Source organism: Paraprevotella xylaniphila YIT 11841, assembly GCF_900683745.1.
Classification (GTDB): domain Bacteria; phylum Bacteroidota; class Bacteroidia; order Bacteroidales; family Bacteroidaceae; genus Paraprevotella; species Paraprevotella xylaniphila.
Map to the genome: position 1 here is coordinate 636,426 of NZ_LR215980.1, position 18,569 is coordinate 654,994.

At 45.6% G+C, this 18,569-nt stretch carries 14 protein-coding genes; 10 read left to right on the plus strand and 4 right to left on the minus strand.

Going from position 1 to position 18,569, the window contains the following annotated elements; all coding sequences use genetic code 11:
• Positions 1 to 25 precede the first annotated feature (25 nt).
• Positions 26 to 2,260 carry a TonB-dependent receptor plug domain-containing protein gene (locus tag E0E47_RS02560; RefSeq protein WP_130892785.1) on the plus strand — a complete coding sequence of 745 codons (2,235 nt, stop codon included), beginning with the start codon at positions 26 to 28 and terminating at the stop codon, positions 2,258 to 2,260.
• 168 nt (positions 2,261 to 2,428) lie between these two features.
• Here E0E47_RS02560 and E0E47_RS02565 read toward each other — a convergent pair whose 3' ends face one another.
• A complete protein-coding gene (locus E0E47_RS02565) occupies positions 2,429 to 3,235 on the minus strand; it encodes a glycoside hydrolase family 25 protein (RefSeq protein WP_232038307.1) in 807 nt (268 codons plus the stop codon).
• Between the two features lie 123 nt (positions 3,236 to 3,358).
• Between E0E47_RS02565 and E0E47_RS02575 the strand changes: the two genes are divergently transcribed.
• On the plus strand, positions 3,359 to 4,834 hold the full coding sequence (locus tag E0E47_RS02575) for a GDSL-type esterase/lipase family protein (protein WP_008623991.1): 1,476 nt from the start codon (positions 3,359 to 3,361) through the stop codon (positions 4,832 to 4,834).
• A gap of 57 nt (positions 4,835 to 4,891) precedes the next feature.
• Here E0E47_RS02575 and E0E47_RS02580 read toward each other — a convergent pair whose 3' ends face one another.
• Both E0E47_RS02580 and E0E47_RS02585 read right to left on the minus strand, forming a co-directional pair.
• On the minus strand, positions 4,892 to 6,469 hold the full coding sequence (locus E0E47_RS02580) for an Rne/Rng family ribonuclease (RefSeq protein WP_008623989.1): 1,578 nt from the start codon (positions 6,467 to 6,469) through the stop codon (positions 4,892 to 4,894).
• 270 nt (positions 6,470 to 6,739) lie between these two features.
• Positions 6,740 to 7,018: an HU family DNA-binding protein gene (locus E0E47_RS02585; RefSeq protein WP_008621614.1), complete on the minus strand. Its 279-nt coding sequence runs from the start codon at positions 7,016 to 7,018 to the stop codon at positions 6,740 to 6,742.
• A 169-nt stretch (positions 7,019 to 7,187) separates the two neighbouring features.
• Here E0E47_RS02585 and mutY point away from each other — a divergent pair, with 169 nt between their 5' ends.
• The 5 genes from mutY (at position 7,188) to E0E47_RS02610 (ending at position 12,324) form a co-directional block, all read left to right on the plus strand.
• Entirely contained in the window at positions 7,188 to 8,246 is a 1,059-nt protein-coding gene (mutY, locus tag E0E47_RS02590; RefSeq protein ID WP_008623987.1) for an A/G-specific adenine glycosylase, read from the plus strand.
• Between the two features lie 91 nt (positions 8,247 to 8,337).
• Positions 8,338 to 8,763: a single-stranded DNA-binding protein gene (locus tag E0E47_RS02595; RefSeq protein ID WP_130892786.1), complete on the plus strand. Its 426-nt coding sequence runs from the start codon at positions 8,338 to 8,340 to the stop codon at positions 8,761 to 8,763.
• A gap of 22 nt (positions 8,764 to 8,785) precedes the next feature.
• Positions 8,786 to 10,132, plus strand: coding sequence for a gliding motility-associated protein GldE (gene gldE, locus E0E47_RS02600; protein ID WP_130892787.1), 1,347 nt, complete (start codon positions 8,786 to 8,788; stop codon positions 10,130 to 10,132).
• Between the two features lie 17 nt (positions 10,133 to 10,149).
• The gene (locus E0E47_RS02605) at positions 10,150 to 10,794 is read left to right on the plus strand and encodes a 4'-phosphopantetheinyl transferase family protein (protein WP_130892788.1); all 645 of its coding nucleotides are present in this window, start codon (positions 10,150 to 10,152) and stop codon (positions 10,792 to 10,794) included.
• A gap of 183 nt (positions 10,795 to 10,977) precedes the next feature.
• Entirely contained in the window at positions 10,978 to 12,324 is a 1,347-nt protein-coding gene (locus E0E47_RS02610) for a sigma-54-dependent transcriptional regulator (protein WP_172604746.1), read from the plus strand.
• Positions 12,325 to 12,681: 357 nt separating this feature from the next.
• Here E0E47_RS02610 and E0E47_RS02615 read toward each other — a convergent pair whose 3' ends face one another.
• Positions 12,682 to 14,052, minus strand: a complete 1,371-nt coding sequence (locus E0E47_RS02615; protein WP_130892790.1) for an ACT domain-containing protein — start codon at positions 14,050 to 14,052, stop codon at positions 12,682 to 12,684.
• Positions 14,053 to 14,677: 625 nt separating this feature from the next.
• Between E0E47_RS02615 and E0E47_RS17830 the strand changes: the two genes are divergently transcribed.
• The 3 genes from E0E47_RS17830 to kdpB are packed head-to-tail and all read left to right on the plus strand — an operon-like array spanning position 14,678 to position 18,552.
• A complete protein-coding gene (locus tag E0E47_RS17830; protein WP_040602402.1) occupies positions 14,678 to 14,758 on the plus strand; it encodes a potassium-transporting ATPase subunit F in 81 nt (26 codons plus the stop codon).
• Between the two features lie 27 nt (positions 14,759 to 14,785).
• Positions 14,786 to 16,492: a potassium-transporting ATPase subunit KdpA gene (gene kdpA, locus E0E47_RS02625; protein WP_008623975.1), complete on the plus strand. Its 1,707-nt coding sequence runs from the start codon at positions 14,786 to 14,788 to the stop codon at positions 16,490 to 16,492.
• Between the two features lie 26 nt (positions 16,493 to 16,518).
• The gene (kdpB, locus tag E0E47_RS02630) at positions 16,519 to 18,552 is read left to right on the plus strand and encodes a potassium-transporting ATPase subunit KdpB (protein WP_008623973.1); all 2,034 of its coding nucleotides are present in this window, start codon (positions 16,519 to 16,521) and stop codon (positions 18,550 to 18,552) included.
• The last annotated feature ends 17 nt before the right edge of the window (positions 18,553 to 18,569 follow it).

The following is an 18,569-nucleotide window of genomic DNA, read 5'->3' on the forward strand; positions in this document are numbered from 1 at the left end:
ACAATTTACATAACAGAATAACGATATGATGAACAAGATTTTTACAGGATTGCTTTTATGCCCAACCATTTATTTACACGCTGCGGAACCCGCTGATTCAACTTTCCGGTTGATGGAAGAGATTACAGTGGCGGCCAACCGCCAACAGGATGTGAAAATGAATGTGCCACAACAGGTTTACGTTTTATCCCGTAACCTGATAGAACGGGCCAATGCACAGACGGCCGCCGATTTGTTGACCACAGACGGTTTACTGACAGTGCAGAAAAGTCAGCAGGGGGGTGGAAGCCCGATGATACGCGGTTTTGAAAGTTCGCGGGTGTTGCTTGTCATGGACAACGTGAGGATGAACAATCTCATTTATCGTGCCGGACATTTACAGAACATCATAACCGTGGACCCTTCTATACTGGAACGTGTGGAAGTGCTTTACGGTCCTTCTTCGGTCAGCTACGGTTCGGATGCTTTGGGGGGAGTTGTGGTTTTCCGTTCTAAAAATCCGGTTTTGGGCGATGGGGGGAAAACTTTGTTTTCCGGTAATGCCTTTATGCGTTACGGTAGTGCGAATCAAGAAACCACCGGTCATGTGGATTTCAACATCGGTGGCGAACGTTTTGCTTCATTGACTTCTTTATCCTATAGCAACTTCGGTGATTTACGGAACGGACGACGCAAGAACCCCTTTCTAAAGGATGATGAATACATCAGCCGTCCTTATGAAGTGGTACGTGAAAATGGTGAAGACCTGTTAATCGGTAATTTCAAAGACTGGCATCAACCCGGTTCCGGATATATGCAGTACGACTTGATGCAGAAGTTCCTGTTCAAACCGGACGATAGATTCCGCCATTTGTTGAACTTCCAATTCTCGAATACGACGGACATTCCCCGTTACGATCGGTTGACGGATATGAAAAAAGACAAACCTAAATTTGCCGAATGGTATTATGGCCCTCAGTTCCGTTTGATGACAGCCTATACGATGGAGATAGCGGACTGGTTGTCGGCAGACAAAGTCGATTTTACGGTGGCCTACCAGAAAATCAAGGAAAGCCGTCATAACCGTAAGTTCGGTGAGGTTTGGTTGGGTAGCCGCAACGAGAATGTGGATGTGGTGTCATTGTCTTCCGATTGGATGAAACAGGTGGACAATCATCGTATCCATGCCGGAATAGACGGTGCATTGAACTTCCTTTCCTCTACGGCTCACAAAACGGACGTAGACACCGGTGAGCGTGCTGCATTGGATACGCGTTACCCCGACGGACAAAACTATATGCACAATATAGAGGCCTACGCGTCCCACCAATGGGAAATCACTCCGCGTCTGATCCTGAGCGACGGTATCCGCTTGGGATTCTCCACGTTGTATTCCTCGTTTGAGACCGCCGAATTTTTCCCATTCCTGAGTCAGAACGTGAAAGAAGTGAAACAGAACAATATGACTTACAGTTTCAGTTTGGGACTGAACTACAATCCGACCAAGGACTGGAAAATAGCTTTGGCACTTTCCACCGGTTATCGTGTGCCCAATATAGACGATGTGGGAAAGGTATTCGACTCGCAGCCGGGTATGGTGGTTGTGCCCAACCCGGATGTGCGCCCCGAAAAGACTATCAACGCCGACTTCAATGTGACTCGGTTCAAAAACGACCGTTTCCTTTGGGAAACTTCCGTGTTCGGAACCTATCTTTTCGATGCCATTACGCTAAAGCCGCATACGCTGAACGGAAATACCGAAATAGAATATGATGGCGAACTCAGCGAGATATATGCCAACCATAACAGCAGAAGGGCTTATGTTGTAGGTTCCACCACACGCCTGAAAGCCCGTTTCCTCGAAATATTTATGGCAGACGCTTCGCTTACCTATACTTACGGTGATATTATCGACGGGGAGGATGAACGTATGCCCCTCGACCATATATCTCCGCTTTTCGGAAGGGTGGGCATGACTTTTCAGAGCAAAGACGACAAGGCCATTGTAGAGTTTTATTCCTTGTTTAACGGACGAAAGAAACTAGATCGTTATAACTTGAACGGGGAAGACAATATCGGTTACGCCACAGTGAAGGGAGAAGAGGGCAGAGGGCTTCCGGCATGGTTCACCCTGAATCTCAAAGCTTCTTATGTGTTCAACCCGAACCTGACGGTACAGGTTGGTATCGAAAACCTGTTGGATACGAAGTATCGCACTTTCGGTTCGGGAATCAATGCCATGGGACGTAATATCAATGTTACTTTACGCACGACATTCTGACAGACGAAATACCTGTTTTTATTCCAATTGAAAACGGAACTGTTTTTTTTGCAGTTCCGTTTTTTATTGAAGTGTGCACAATTCTTGGTTGTGAAACTCCATATCTGCCGTTGAATCATTGTCTTATGGCATAATGTTTCGTAAGGTTGTGTTTTTTGGGATGATAATTTACTTATGAATCAAGATGTCCCCCAAATGGTATTCGTCCATAAAACGGCTGCGGTCTACGGGACCGTTGATGCCCTCGATGCGTCCGTTGGCGGTGAACTGCCACATGACGAACCGGATGTCGTCCGTCAGTTCCGGAATATCTTCTGCGTACCGGGCTATCATGTATTTGTAGTCCGTGTATTTTCCGGCCAAATATTTATTGTAGAAATTACTCGACGTGTAGATGATGGGACGGATGCCATAATGTTCTTCTACCATGTGGAGAAAACGGGTAAGCCTTTCGCAAAAGCGTTGCGCGCTGCCTTTCCCTATGATTTCAACGTCGATGATAGGAATCAAATCTTGTTCGTCCAGGTTCACCGTGCTTGTGAAGTTCTTGAACTGGGTTTCCGGATCCACTGTGGGACTAAAGAAATGGTAGCAACCGACTTTCAGGCCGGCCTTGCGTGCTTCGGTCAGGTTGTAACGATAGGTTACGTCGACCAAAGAGGCACCTTCTGTGGCTTTCAGGTATACGTAACTTACGTTTTTGTCAGTTTTCACCGTTTGCCAGTCTATATCTCCCTGATAGCGTGATACGTCTATGCCGTAACGATGTTCGTTCTTATTGATGCGGTGGCGGTAAGCTTCTTCTACCGGAGCAACGATGGGATGCGAATGGCTTGGAGTGGCCATCATGTCTGGTTCCACCATGGCCAAGACCACTTCCTCCTTGTCCGTTTGCTTATCCTTTTTACGACCGTGCATGGGGGTTACTGTCAGGCAACATAATATGATAGTAAGAAATGAAATGAAATTTCTCATGGAGCATGGATGTTATTTCGCAAAATTACATATTTTGCGGAGGAAATGCAAGCGTTTTCCGCTTCGTATGAATATTATTATTATTTTTGCCCTGATTTTTATTCCTTATTATAGAATGTAGACATGAAAAAGTGGTTTGGAATTTTTTGTTTCTTGGGGATTGTGGCTTGCGGCCGGACGGTTTTGCATGCACAGTCCTGGTTTGACGTGAAGCTTTGGGAGCGGGGCTTGCCGAACACGAACGGTAAGGATGGCGGGCCGGAACAGCAAGAGGATGGCATTTATACGCCAGAGATTCGTGTTTTCCTTCCGGATTCGGCGAAGGCTACGGGGCGTATCATTCTGGCTTGTCCCGGAGGAGGGTATTCGTTCATAGCCCTTGGGCATGAAGGTTACGATTGGGCGCCTTATTTCAATGGGATGGGTATCGCATACGCCGTGTTGAAGTATCGTTTGCCTTTCGGCCATCCGGAAGTACCGGTCAGCGACGCGCAAGAGGCCATACGCGTGATACGGCAGAATGCGGCGGCATGGCGGGTTAATCCTTATGATGTGGGTATCATGGGGTCTTCGGCAGGCGGGCATCTGGCTTCCACGGTAGCGGTTAATGCGCCTTTCGATTGCCGTCCCGATTTCCAGATATTGTTTTACCCTGTTATTTCGATGGAGCTGAACCAGACCCATAATGGTTCTGTTTATTCTTTTATCGGGAAAGAACCTTCGCACGGCGAGCAGTTGCGATATTCCAATGAACGGCATATCCGCCGCCACATGGTACCTCCGGCATTGCTGTTGCTGAGTGGGGACGATACGGTGGTGCCTGTCTCCAATTCTATTAAGTATTATACGGCTTTGTTGCAGGCAGAAGTGCCCGCTTCGATGCATATTTATCCCACGGGTGGACATGGTTGGGGCTGTAACTCTTCTTTTGCATGCCACGAACAGATGTTGGCCGACCTGAAAGCATGGTTGGACGGTTTGGATGCGCCGGACAAGGACGCCGTCCGTGTGGCTTGCGTGGGTAACAGCATTACCGATGGCTATGGCGTGCCCCTGAGCGAGGAATACGGTTATCCTGCGATGTTGGGCAAGAAATTGGGCAAGAAGTACTTGGTCAAGAATTTCGGTGTAAGCGGTCATACGATGTTGCAGAAAGGCGATTGCCCTTATATGAAGAATGACGTGTATCGGAGGTGCAAGGAGTTCAATCCGGATGTCGTGGTCATTAAATTGGGTACGAACGACAGCAAGCCGCAAAACTGGAAATACAAAGATGAGTTTATGACGGATGCGCAGCAGATGATAGACGAATTAAAGGCTTTGCCTGCCCGTCCGGATATTTATCTGGCTTATCCGGTAAAGGCGATGACTTCGGCTTTTGGCATTTCGGACAGTGTGATTGTCAATGGGGTCATCCCGATGTTCCGGAAGTTGGCTAAGAAGAACAAGCTGAAGGTCATCGACCTCCACTCTTTGTTTGACGGCCATCCCGAATGGCTGATTTCGGACGGCATCCACCCCAATGACAAAGGTGCCGCCGTGATAGCTGAAGAAGTAAAGAAAGCTATTGGGGAAGATACGGGAAATGAGAAGAAATAAGTAAATAGAAACAGAAAAGGTTGCCTTTGGATATTCCGTGCAGGCAACCTTTTCTCGTTAATGTTTGATTTCGATTTCTTCTTTCATATCTATTTCCTGCCCGTTCTTGTCGTGGAACTCGTATTGCAGGAAACCCAGTTTCTGACTGGGGATTACTTTGAGTCCGAATCCGTATTTGACTTGCCACTTACGTTTCAGGGAAACGATGCCCTGGTTGATGTAGGCTGCCACATACGGGTGGACATGAAGCGTGAAATTCTTAATCCCTAATTTATTGGCCATCGTACTGATTTTGCTTTCCAAAACATCTGTGAACAGAAAGCTTGATTTCACGGTACCCTTACCGAAACAAGTAGGACAGACTTCATCCACATTTACATCCATGACCGGACGCACACGTTGGCGCGTAATCTGCATCAAGCCGAATTTGCTTAATGGCAGGATATTATGGCGGGCACGGTCTTTTTTCATATTTTCGCACATGCGTTCGTATAATTTTTGCCGGTCTTCCGCCAGATTCATATCGATGAAGTCCACCACGATAATACCTCCCATGTCGCGTAATCTTAATTGGCGTGCCAGTTCGTCTGCCGCCCCTAAATTGACATCCAACGCATTGGCTTCCTGCCCGTCTTTTGATTTGGAGCGGTTGCCGCTGTTCACGTCCACGACATGCAATGCTTCCGTATGTTCGATAATCAGATAAGCTCCATGCTTATAGGATACGGTTTTTCCAAACGACGATTTGATTTGCTTGGTTACGTCAAAGTTGTCGAAGATGGGCAGCTTGCCTGTGTATTGTTTCACGATACCCGCACTTTCCGGAGCTATCAGCGTCACATAGTCTTTTACTTCATTGAAAATATCCGTATCGTTGATATAGATGTTTTCATACGAAGGATTGAACAAATCCCGCAGCATGGCTACCGTACGGCTAGTTTCTTCAAAGACCAGTTCTGGAAGCTTGCTTGCTTTTTGCGCTTTAATGAAGGCATCCTCACATCTTTTGACTAATACCTTGAGTTCCGAGTCGAGTTCGGCCACACGTTTCCCTTCGGCTACCGTCCTGACGATAACGCCGAAGTTTTTGGGCTTGATGCTTTGGATGAGCTGTTTTAAACGTGCACGCTCCTCGGCTGATTTTATTTTGGAAGATACGGATACCTTGTCTTGGAAAGGCATCAATACCAGAAAACGTCCGGGGAACGATAGTTCACAAGTCAGGCGCGGTCCTTTGGTCGAAATGGGTTCTTTTACAATTTGTACCAGAATCTCTTGTCCTTGCTGGAGCGTTGTTTGTACACTTCCGTCTTTTTCAAGGTCGGGCAGAATCGAAGCCTTCGAGAATGGATACAATTTTTTTTTGTCGCTAGTTACTTGTTTGAGGTATTTGGTGTAAGAATTGAATTTAGGGCCAAGATCAAGGTAATGTAAGAAGGCATCGCGTTCATAGCCTACGTTCACAAAGCATGCGTTCAACCCCGGCATAAGTTTCCTCACTTTTGCCAGATATATGTTGCCCACCACAAAAGAGGCCGACCGGCCCTCTTTCTGAAATTCCACCAACCTTTTGTCCTCTAACAATGCAATGGAAATCTCCTTGGGCTGAACATCTACTATAACTTCGCTTGTCATTCTTTTAATTTTACTATTTGATTCTATACAGCCTTGTTTACATAAAGAACAAACTTGTCGGAATCTGTAAAGAGCCCGTCCAAGTTTGTTCTCTATTCTTTACTTACAGACAAGCGTTGGCTACTTGCTCTTATGTCTGTTCTTTCTTAATCTTTTTTTACGTTTGTGTGTAGCCATCTTGTGTCTTTTTTTCTTTTTTCCGCTTGGCATAGCTCTAATGTTTTATAAGTTAATAAATCTGTTTACTATCTTTTTCTGTTCAAATGATTCTTACTTCTTGATTGCATCAACAAAAACCTTAGCCGGTTTAAAGGCTGGAATGTTGTGTTCGTCTATGATTATAGTCGTATTCTTGGATATATTACGAGCTGTTTTTTTAGCTCTTTTTTTAAGAATGAAACTACCGAAGCCACGAAGATATACGTTATCCTCTTTTTGAATCAAAGATTCCTTTACTGATTCCATAAATGCCTCTACGGCTGTCAGCACGGTTGCCTTGTCGATACCCGTTTTTTTGGAAATCTCGTTTACAATTTCTGCTTTTGTCATCTTTCTGTAAAAATAATTGTTTGTAAATGCCTAATTCCTAATTTTTTGGAATGCAAATATATAGCTTTTTAGCAAGGAAAGAAAGAATATCATTGAAAAAAAACTCGTTTTTTTGCTTTTGGGTACTCTGAAAGAGCTAATTTTGTACCGTTTATCTGTTTTTGCAAGAATGAAAGATTATAATTTTGCTTATAAGTTGTTGGCATGGTATCAGGAAAACAGAAGGGTTTTACCGTGGAGGGACACTCATGATCCATATATGATTTGGATTTCGGAGATTATCCTTCAGCAGACGCGGGTCGTTCAAGGATATGATTATTTCCTGCGTTTCATGGCTCGCTTTCCTGATGTGGATGCTTTGGCGGCAGCTTCAGAAGATGAGGTGTTGAAATGTTGGCAGGGGCTGGGATACTATTCTCGTGCGAGGAATTTGCATGCGGCGGCTCGCCAGATTGTGGAGTGGGGGGGATTCCCTGAACGTTATGAAAATATCCGTCAATTAAAGGGGGTGGGAGATTATACGGCAGCTGCCATAGCTTCTTTTGCATTCGGGTTGCCCCATGCTGTGGTGGATGGGAATGTATATCGTGTGCTTTCCCGTTATTATGGGATTGAAGAACCGATAGATACGGGGCATGGGAAAAAGTGTTTTGCAGCTTTGGCGCAGGAGTTGTTGCCCGAGGGCAAGGCGGCTGATTACAACCAGGCCGTGATGGATTTCGGTGCCCTGCAATGTGTGCCTAAGAATCCTAAATGTGGAGAGTGCCCTTTGGTTGGCGGTTGCATTGCTTTTCGGGACAAGAGGGTGCAGGGCTTTCCGGTGAAGTCACGGGCTTTGACCGTGACGGAACGCTATTTGCATTATATGTACATAGAGGTGGGGGAAGAAATTGCAGTGTTTCGGCGAGAGGCTAATGATATTTGGAAGGGTTTGTATGAACCTTTTTTGGTAGAAACCCCTACGGTATGTGCTCCGGAAGACTTGCTTGTGGATAAAAAAGTTCCATCGTTCATCCGGTCTGATAAGGCCGTGAAGACTTATTTGTGCGGGGGTGTTCGCCATCAGCTGACCCACCGTACGTTGATTTGTGATTTTTATAAGGTGGAACTGGAAGATAAACCCGATGATTTCGGACGTAGTGCTTGTTGGGTAAAAAAGGGGGAACTGCCAAACTATGCGTTTCCCCGCTTAGTTGTAATGCTGTTTGAGAAGTTTGGTTTGTGGTAAGAAAATGAAAGAGTTGCAGAAAAAGTGACGTTATAGTTGGTGGGATATGGTTTATTTATTAATTTTGGAGAAATTTTAAAATGAAAGGCGTATGTCTTTAAATAAAGTGATGTTGATTGGAAATGTCGGGAAAGAACCCGATGTTCGTTATTTGGATAACGGAGTGGCTGTGGCTTCGTTGACTTTAGCCACAACGGAAAGGGGGTATCGTCTGCAGAATGGTACGGACGTGCCGGAACGTACGGAATGGCATAATATAGTATTGTGGAGAGGCCTGGCTGAGACAGTAGAGAAATACGTTCACAAAGGTGACAAGCTGTTTGTCGAAGGAAAAATTCGTTCTCGCTCGTATGATGACCAGAATGGAGTGAAACGATACATTACGGAAATATTTGCAGACAATATGGAGATGCTGTCTCCCCGGAGTCAGGCTAACCAAGCTTCTTCTCTTTCTGCTTCTTCTTCTCCTTCTGCTTCCGCACAGGTACAGGGCGGAAAAGAAGACTTACCCTTTTGATGTGTAACTAAATTTGTGAATTTTGGACCCTGATACATATTTATCCCAGTTTATAGCGTTATTTGACCATATAGAGGTTTATCCTCCGGATTTGGGAGCTACGATTGCTCTTGTCTTGTCTGTGTTGTTGTTAGGTTGTTCTGGTTTTGTTTCAGCTTCAGAGATTGCTTTTTTTTCCTTGTCCCCTACGGATGTGGGTAAGATAGAAGAGAATAGGCACGCGGCAGACAGTAAGATTCTCGAGTTAAAGGAAGATTCGGAGCGTTTGCTTGCTACGATTTTGATATCCAACAATTTCGTGAATGTGGCTATCATCATGTTGCTGAATTTCTTTTTCAGTAAAACTTTGATTTTCGGAGATAGCCGTTTGTTGGAATTCCTTTTTATGACCGTCTTGCTCACCTTCTTGCTTTTGTTGTTTGGTGAGATTATGCCGAAAATTTACTCGTCCCAACATACGTTGAGCTTTTGCCGCATGGTGGCTCCTTCTTTTGTTTGGATGGAAAAGTTGTTTTGGCCCCTTTCGTCATTGCTCGTGCGGTCGAGGAAATTGGCTACGAAAGTAGTGCATAAGGAAAAACGGACCATATCGGTCGACGAGTTGGAACAAGCCTTGGAACTGACGGATAAAAAGTATATTGCAGAAGAGCAGAATATGTTGGAGGGGATTATCCGTTTTGGAGGAGAGATGGCCAAAGAAATAATGACTCCTCGTATGGATATTGTGGACTTGGACATGAAAGCTCCTTATCCGGATGTGCTTCGATGTATCGTAGAGAGTAACTATTCCCGTATTCCGGTATATGCGGATTCGCGTGACAACATAAAAGGTGTGCTTTACATTAAGGACTTGTTGCCCCATCTGAACAAACCTGCAAATTTCCGTTGGCAGTCTTTAATCAGGCCGCCTTATTTCGTTCCGGAAACAAAGATGATTGATGATTTGTTGGGAGATTTTCAGAAGAACAAAGTGCATATCGCCATTGTGGTGGATGAGTTCGGAGGTACGTCGGGTATCGTGACGATGGAGGATATTATCGAAGAAATTGTAGGTGAAATAAACGATGAATACGATGAAGATGAACGCCAGTACGTGCGGTTGAACGCGAATACGTATGTTTTCGAGGCAAAAGTCCTGCTTACGGATTTCTTTAGAATCATGAAACTGGACGATGATTTTTTCGAGGAGGTAGAAGGAGAGGCCGATACTTTGGCTGGGCTTCTGTTGGAAATTAAAGGTGAGTTTCCGGAACTTCATGAGATAATCAAATATAAAAACTATTGTTTTGAAGTGTTGGAAATGGATGACCGGAGGATTTTGAAGATAAAAGTGACGGTGGAAAATCAGGAAACATCCGATGGGGTGTAAATCATATAGAGGAACGAATGCCGCTGTTTCGGGAAATAAATTGTGGGCAAGGTTGGGGAGGTATATGGAAAATTACCGAGACCTTCGACGAGTTGTGTGACATGTTGCCTCACAGCGCGTATTATCGGGAGCATGCTTCCCGTTTTGCGGCTGAGCGGAGGCGCTTGGAATATGTGGCAGTGCGTTTGCTTATTTTCACTCTGACAGGAGAAGAGCTACAGGTGGAATATTTGCCGTCCGGCCGTCCTTTTTTCCGTGGCAGAAAGCTTCAGCTTTCCATTTCCCATACATTCGGATATGCAGCCGTGTTGTTTTCGGAAAAATATGAAGCCGGACTTGACATAGAAGTATTTTCTGAAAGAATTGTAAAGTTGAAAGAACGTTTGATCGGTCCGGAAGAAGCTGCAGAAACAACATACGAGATTCTTTTGCATTGGTCTGCCAAAGAGGCTGTTTTTAAGATATTGGATGAAGAGGGTATTGACTTCAGGGAGAATCTGACGGTACAAAATTTAAGTTGTCCCGCGATGCCCGACCATACGGAAGCGGAAGGAGATTTTTCTTTATATTATCATTTGTCGGACGGGAAGACGGGAACCTTTCCGGTGCATTATGAAACTACGGCCGATTTCGTCCTGACTTATGCGTTTCGGGAACTGTAAAGTGAGGAAAGCAGTAGTTGCTTGCCGTTTGTGATATAAAGACGATTGCCGTGTCCGGATAGGCCGTGAACGACGCTAATTTCCTATCGAATGGTGATTTAACCGATATTTTTTTGTACTTTTGTTTCCGCAAAGCGAAGTTGAAAGCCCCCTGTTTAATTTTATTTATGTCCTTGCGAAATGATGAATACGATACTGATTATAGATGACGAACCCATCATACGGAAATTGTTGGCACGTATGATGGAATTGGAAGGTTATGAGGTGTTTCAGGCGGCCGACCGGGCCTCGGGCATGAAGCAACTCACGGCCAAAATGCCGCAACTGGTATTGTGCGATGTGTTTCTGCCCGATGGCAACGGGGTGGAGATGGTAAAGGAGATAAAAGAACTGCAACCCGAGGCCGAGGTCATCCTCCTGACGGCGCACGGGAATATCCCGGACGGGGTGCAGGCTATCAAAAACGGTGCATTCGACTACATTACCAAAGGGGATGACAACAATAAGATCATACCGATAATCAGCCGTGCCATGGAGAAAATCAACAGACGGCCGGTGCAGCCTTCGGGAAGTGCTGTCGTGCCGGTCCGTGAATCGGCCTTCGATACCGTCTTGGGACATTCGCGAGGTTTACAGCAAGTGATACGGTTGGCTCGTAAAGTGGCCGTGACGGATGTGCCGGTGTTGCTTACGGGTGAAACGGGGACGGGTAAAGAGGTGTTCGCGCAGGCCATTCATCACGGGAGCGCGCGTGCCAAGCAGCCGTTCGTGGCCATCAACTGTTCCGCTTTCAGCAAAGAATTGTTGGAAAGCGAGATATTCGGGCACAAGGCCGGGGCTTTCACCGGGGCTTTGAAGGACAAGAAAGGACTGTTTGAAGAGGCCAACCACGGCACGATATTTCTGGACGAGATTGGGGAGATGGCGTACGGTTTGCAAGCCAAACTCTTGCGCGTGCTCGAAACAGGGGAATATATAAAGGTGGGGGATACGAAACCCACGAAAATAGACGTGCGTATCGTGTCGGCCACCAACCGCAACCTGAAAGAAGAAATAGCAAATAGCAATTTCCGGGAAGATCTGTATTTCCGTTTGTCCGTTTTCCATCTCCATTTGCCGCCCTTGCGCGAGCGTAGGGAGGATATACCGGAGTTGGCCACAGCTTTCCTAAAACTATTTTCTGCCAAGATGGGGAAACAAGTCAAGGGCTTTGATGCAGCCTGTCAGGATTGGATGCAGTCGTATGCCTGGCCGGGAAACGTGCGTGAGTTGCGTAACGTGATAGAGCGTGCGTTGATTATCTGCGACGACTATATCACGTTGGATGACATGCCTCTTGATTTCCGGTCGTCCACTTTATCCGGATCGGCTGCCGACGGTGACGATTTTGAACTGGCAGAGGCGGAGCATCGCCATATCCAACGTGTATTGCAGTACACGAAAGGAAATAAGGCTGAGGCGGCCCGTCTCCTGAAAATAGGATTGACCACTCTCTATCGGAAGATAGAAGAGTACGGTATTAATATCTAAGAGGCTTCACGCCTCTTTTTTTGTCTTATTTCTTTATTGTTGATGTAACGGCACTTCGTACCTGTCGGAATATTCGTTTTCATGACATGCGATATAGACTTTAAATGTTTTATATCAGTGTATTAAATACTTCTCTGCGAATGTAAGATTTAGGATGGAAATCTTGTAAAATCAATCACCGCAGAACTGAAAATCATTCTCAGGAGAACGAAAAATCAATCTCTTGAGAATGATTTTCAGTTCTGCGCAAGGTGATTTACGAATCAAAAGACGGTGCCAAACTATAAGAACTTTTTATCATTCCTTGGGTCTGGCAGCCGTCTTTGGGCTTAGTTCTACAGATTATATTGAGATGAGTCAGATGCTCATGGCACTATAAGCTTCGCGGAAGTGCGGAGCGACGTTTCTTTTCATGAAATCTTGTCCGGCGAAATTGTCCATCAAGATGGCCTGTGCTTTTTCGCCCATGTCTTTGCTCACGACAACAGACACGCTGTTGTTGTCGCTTCCGTATGAAATCATCAGGATGGGGATGTCCTTAAGCAGGTCGATGACTTTGACTTCCACGTTTTCCTTTTCCTGGTCGAACTGGCCGATGATATGGATGACGGAAATGTCTTTTTCCACACTGACGGAAGCGAATTGGGACAGTTGGTTTTCCATTTGGTGGAAAGTCTCGGAACTCAGTTCCACGGCCATGGAGATATTGACACTGGAAGAGGAAATGAGGTGTATGGGAGTCTTGAAGTCCCCACAGACGGCCATCACTTTGGTCAGGAACTGAAACGGCATGAGGTTTCCTGATGAATGGATCTGTAAATAATCTGCATTTTTCCGTGTAACAACTGCTTTAATCTGGTTCATGGTTGATGTTTTTGTAATAGTGATTGTTTGTTTATTGGGATTATAATAATTGGATATACGTAGGTTGATTCCGTGTTGTCCGGCTAAATCCAGACAAGCTTTCGGAACGAGGTTGAAACCGGCATTGATGATGCTTTTGGCTTCGTTATATGTGATGGTATAGTCTTTGAACTGACTGCATACGTCTTCGTCGGGTGAAGCCGAAGACATTTGTTTCGTGGTATAAAATGTAAGTTCCTCGGCATGGAACAAGGTTGCGATGTGGGTCGCATAAAGCGTACGGAGCTTTGCGGGCATCAATATCGTCTCTTCGAGGCCGTTCTTGCAGATACGAGCCGGGAGAATGCTGACGGTTGCGTCTTGGTCCTGTATGAGTGTCCGGAGGCATTCGGCACTTTTTTCGGTGTCTATCTTTGAATTGCTACCGATACAAACGAAAAGTGAAGGGTCTAAGAGGGACACATTCACTTTCAGGTGTTTAAAGTAAGAATAGATGATGAGACCTGAAAGACGTTCGGTGAAAGAGAGAAGCTCTTTGTCCTTAATTTGGTTTAACGGACGGTTGACGAACGAATGGAGGGTTTGGAAAAGGTTTTCTATGACTGAGCTTGTGGCAGGGCAGCTTTCGGGGGCATCTGCAAGCCGCGAAATAAACTCGGCTGTTTTTGTTTTCAGCCCGTCAATCAGGGACGGGATTTTTCCCAAGTCGAAATTATACAGGGAAATGGCGATGTCTTGCATCTGGTCTTTAATCCATGGGAAAGACGGAGGGATGAGAACCACTTGCTCCCCTAAAGGGACGTACGACGGTATTTGCCGGACATCTTCAATGGATGTGATAGTTTCAAAACTATAAATTTTCATATTTTTCTGTTTATTAAATTCCTCTTTAGTCTTTATTCTTCTTTTTCTTTCTCAAATTGGAAGTGGTTTTTCCAAAATGAAAGGGTGGGCGCATTCGCGGAATGTATTCAACCTTTTGTAAATCAGTTCTTTTTTATTTTTTCATGCTCTTTCGTTTGATAACCTTTATTTCATATACATATATGATACCACCGTGCCGGAACGGAGTGAGGTGGCAAGTGGGGGCGGACGATGGTATCGGGGGAGCGGTAGGGAGGGAAAGCATGCTGTTTGGGGGCAACTCCATATATATAATAAGGTATAGGAAAATAAGGCTTTCACGTGTTTTTTTCAAATCGGGGGTGCTCTTTTTCAAAATGGAAGTCGTTTTACCTCTTGCGGAAAGCCTTGGCGGGATGCTATATGGTTGTAAAACAGTAGGGTAAAGCATAAAACATGTTTTTTGGCATGGTTTTGGTCTAATAGGAATGCGATAAGTTAAAGTATTAATTAAAAAACAAAAGGATTATGGAATTATTTTCATTTGGGTTTCTGGCCTGCTTGGTAAGCGGCTTCCTCTGTTTCTGGTTGTTCTGGAAATGTGTGGATTGGTTTGAGAAGATTTAATTTTTAAAAAGTAGGTATTATGTACACAGCGTTATTTATTGTCAGTGTAGTGATGTTCGGCTATTTGATGTATGTGCTCGTCAAGCCGGAAAAGTTCTAAAAAACATTTTTTTGATTTAGCAGTATTATGAATACAGAAATTTTAGGTGTAGTTGCACAGATTGTATTGTTGGTGGTATTGAGCTATCCGCTCGGAAAGTATATCGCTAACGTATATAAAGGTAAAAAGACGTGCTTGGATTTCATGAAGCCGATTGAAACGGCTATTTATCGTTTCTCCGGTATCAATCCCGAAGAGGAGATGAATTGGAAACAATTCTTGCGTGCATTGTTAATTGTGAACCTCTTCTGGTTCATTTGGGGTATGCTCTTGTTGGTGCTTCAGGGTTATCTCCCGTTGAACCCGGATGGAAATGCCGGGCAGACAGCCCATCAGGCATTCAATACTTGTATTTCGTTCATGGTGAACTGTAACGAGCAGCACTATAGCGGTGAAACAGGTTTGACTTATTTGACTCAGTTGTTCGTCATCATGTTGTTCCAGTTCGTGACCGCAGGTACGGGTATGGCTGCCATGGCCGGTATCATGAAGGCATTGGGAGAAAAGACCACGAAGACTATCGGTAACTTCTGGAAATACTTGGTATTGAGCTGTACTCGTATTTTGTTCCCTCTTTCCTTGATCGTAGGTTTTATTCTGATTACCCAAGGTACCCCGATGGGCTTCGACGGAAAGATGGAAATTACCACAATGGAAGGTAATACACAGAATGTTTCACAAGGTCCTACGGCAGCTATCGTGCCTATCAAACAATTGGGTACGAACGGTGGTGGTTACTTCGGTTGTAACTCTTCTCATCCATTGGAAAACCCGACTTATTTGTCCAACATGACGGAATGTTGGTCCATCCTGATTCTTCCGATGGCTATGGCTTTTGCGTTCGGTTTCTATATCAAGCGTAAAAAACTGGGTTATTCCATTTATGGCGTAATGTTGTTCGCTTTCTTGGTAGGCGTATGTATCAACGTATATCAGGAGATGAACGGTAACCCGCGTATCGATGCCATGGGTATCGCTCAGGACAATGGTGCCATGGAAGGTAAGGAAGTGCGTCTGGGTGCAGGTGCCACGGCTTTGTGGAGCATCGTTACCACGGTAACTTCTAACGGGTCTGTAAACGGTATGCATGACTCAACCATGCCTATTTCCGGTTTGATGGAGATGTTGAACATGCAGATTAATACATGGTTCGGCGGTGTCGGTGTAGGATGGATGAACTACTTCACCTTTATCATTATCGCAGTGTTCATCAGCGGTCTGATGGTCGGCCGTACACCGGAATTCCTTTGCCATAAGGTCGAGGCACGTGAAATGAAGGTGGCTTCCATCGTGGCATTGCTTCATCCTTTCGTTATCCTTGTGGGTACGGCGTTGGCAGCCTACTTGTATGTACATGCTCCGGCTTTCGTGGAGAATGAAGGAGGATGGTTGAACAACCCGGGCTTCCACGGCTTGAGCGAGATGTTGTATGAGTTCACTTCAGTAGCAGCAAACAACGGTTCCGGTTTTGAAGGATTGGGCGATAACACTTGGTTCTGGAACTATTCTTGTGGTATCGTTTTGATTCTGAGCCGTTTCATTCCTATCGTAGGACAGGTGGCCATTGCCGGTCTGTTGGCAAGCAAGAAATATATCCCTGAAAGCGCAGGTACGTTGAAGACTGATACCGTTACATTCAGCGTGATGACTTTCGCTGTAATCTTCATCGTGGCAGCCTTGTCATTCTTCCCGGTTCACGCATTGAGTACGATTGCAGAACATTTCAGTTTATAAAAGATTATTTAAGGATAAGATAAAGTATGAAAACTAACAATAATACTTCCCTCTTCCAAAGGGATCAGGTAATGGAAAGCTTGAAACAGTCTTTTGTCAAGCTGAATCCCAAGATAATGGTGAAGAACCCGGTCATGTTCACCGTAGAGATTTCTACTCTGATCATGTTCATCGTGACCATCTTCTCGGCTACTAACGATTCACAGGGTTCCTTTGCATACAACCTTTTGGTCTTCATCATCCTGTTGGTGACTTTGCTGTTCGCCAATTTCGCAGAGGCAATTGCTGAAGCCCGCGGTAAGGCCCAGGCCGACAGCTTGCGCAAGACCCGCGAAGAGACTCCGGCCAAGTTGAACGTGAACGGCCAAATCAAGACCGTGAGCAGTTCACAGTTGAAGAAAGGTGACGTGTTTGAATGCGAGGCAGGCGACGTGATTCCGGCCGACGGTGAAATCATCGAAGGTTTGGCTTCTATCGACGAGAGTGCCATCACCGGTGAATCTGCTCCGGTAATCCGTGAGGCAGGCGGCGACAAGAGTTCCGTTACCGGTGGTACGAAAGTACTTTCCGACCATATCAAAGTCGTTGTGACCAGTCAGCCGGGCGAGAGCTTCTTGGACAAGATGATTGCTTTGGTGGAAGGTGCAAGCCGTCAGAAGACTCCGAATGAAATCGCCCTGACGATATTATTGGCCGTGTTCACTCTGGTATTCTTAATTGTCTGCATTACCTTGAAACCGTTTGCCGACTATTCCAATACGGTGATTACCATTGCAGCTTTCTGTTCTTTGTTCGTTTGCCTGATTCCTACGACCATCGGCGGTCTGCTTTCTGCTATCGGTATTGCCGGAATGGACCGTGCTTTGCGTGCCAACGTGATTACCAAATCCGGTAAGGCTGTGGAAACGGCCGGTGACATCGACACTTTGCTGTTGGACAAGACCGGTACGATTACAATCGGTAACCGTAAGGCTACGGAATTCTATCCGGTTGCCGGCATGGATAAGCATGCGTTTATCGAAGCTTGTTTGATGTCTTCCGTATCGGATGATACGCCGGAAGGTAAGTCAATCATTGAATTGGGACGTGAAATGGGCGTACGTATGCGTACCCTGAACACCGAAGGCGCACACATGATTAAGTTTACGGCCGAGACGAAGTGCTCCGGTATCAACTTGAAAGACGGTACAGAAATCCGCAAGGGTGCTTTCGACGCTATCCGTCGTATCGCCATGGAAGCCGGTAACAAGTTCCCGAAGGATACGGAAGATGTTATCCAGGCAATTTCTGCAAACGGTGGTACTCCCTTGGTGGTTTGCATCGACAAGAAGGTTGCCGGTGTCATCGAATTGCAAGACGTCATCAAACCGGGTATCGAAGAACGTTTCGAGCGTTTGCGCAAGATGGGTGTGAAGACGGTAATGGTAACCGGTGACAACCCGTTGACCGCTAAATATATAGCTGAGAAAGCCGGTGTGGACGACTTCATTGCTGAAGCCAAACCGGAAGACAAGATGAATTACATCAAGAAAGAACAGGCAGCCGGTAAGTTGGTGGCTATGATGGGTGACGGTACGAACGATGCTCCGGCATTGGCACAAGCCAACGTGGGTGTGGCCATGAACAGCGGTACTCAGGCTGCCAAGGAAGCCGGTAACATGGTCGACTTGGACAACGATCCGACCAAATTGATTGAAATCGTGGAAATCGGTAAGCAGCTGTTGATGACTCGTGGTACGTTGACGACATTCTCTATTGCCAACGACGTGGCCAAGTACTTTGCCATCATCCCGGCATTGTTCATGTTGACGATTCCTCAATTGGCTCCGTTGAACATCATGGGCTTGCACAGTCCTGAAAGTGCAATCCTTTCGGCTATCATCTTCAACGCCATCATCATTCCTATCCTGATTCCGTTGGCTTTGCGTGGTGTGGCTTACAAACCTATAGGTGCCAGTGCGCTGTTGCGTCGCAACTTGTTGATTTACGGTGTAGGCGGTCTTATCGCTCCGTTTGTCGGCATTAAGTTGATAGATTTATTCGTAGGATTATTCTTTTAATCAATAAACAGACAAAA

Bases quoted from the DNA above. Each gene is read 5' to 3' on its own strand.
- E0E47_RS02585 (WP_008621614.1), bottom strand. From the start codon at position 7,018: ATGACAAAAGCAGAAATTGTAAACGAGATTTCCAAAAAAACGGGTATC.
- kdpA (WP_008623975.1), top strand. From the start codon at position 14,786: ATGAATACAGAAATTTTAGGTGTAGTTGCACAGATTGTATTGTTGGTG.
- E0E47_RS02595 (WP_130892786.1), top strand. From the start codon at position 8,338: ATGTCTTTAAATAAAGTGATGTTGATTGGAAATGTCGGGAAAGAACCC.
- mutY (WP_008623987.1), top strand. From the start codon at position 7,188: ATGAAAGATTATAATTTTGCTTATAAGTTGTTGGCATGGTATCAGGAA.
- E0E47_RS02575 (WP_008623991.1), top strand. From the start codon at position 3,359: ATGAAAAAGTGGTTTGGAATTTTTTGTTTCTTGGGGATTGTGGCTTGC.
- kdpB (WP_008623973.1), top strand. From the start codon at position 16,519: ATGAAAACTAACAATAATACTTCCCTCTTCCAAAGGGATCAGGTAATG.
- E0E47_RS17830 (WP_040602402.1), top strand. From the start codon at position 14,678: ATGTACACAGCGTTATTTATTGTCAGTGTAGTGATGTTCGGCTATTTG.
- E0E47_RS02580 (WP_008623989.1), bottom strand. From the start codon at position 6,469: ATGACAAGCGAAGTTATAGTAGATGTTCAGCCCAAGGAGATTTCCATT.
- E0E47_RS02565 (WP_232038307.1), bottom strand. From the start codon at position 3,235: ATGAGAAATTTCATTTCATTTCTTACTATCATATTATGTTGCCTGACA.
- E0E47_RS02560 (WP_130892785.1), top strand. From the start codon at position 26: ATGATGAACAAGATTTTTACAGGATTGCTTTTATGCCCAACCATTTAT.
- E0E47_RS02605 (WP_130892788.1), top strand. From the start codon at position 10,150: ATGCCGCTGTTTCGGGAAATAAATTGTGGGCAAGGTTGGGGAGGTATA.
- E0E47_RS02610 (WP_172604746.1), top strand. From the start codon at position 10,978: ATGAATACGATACTGATTATAGATGACGAACCCATCATACGGAAATTG.
- E0E47_RS02615 (WP_130892790.1), bottom strand. From the start codon at position 14,052: ATGAAAATTTATAGTTTTGAAACTATCACATCCATTGAAGATGTCCGG.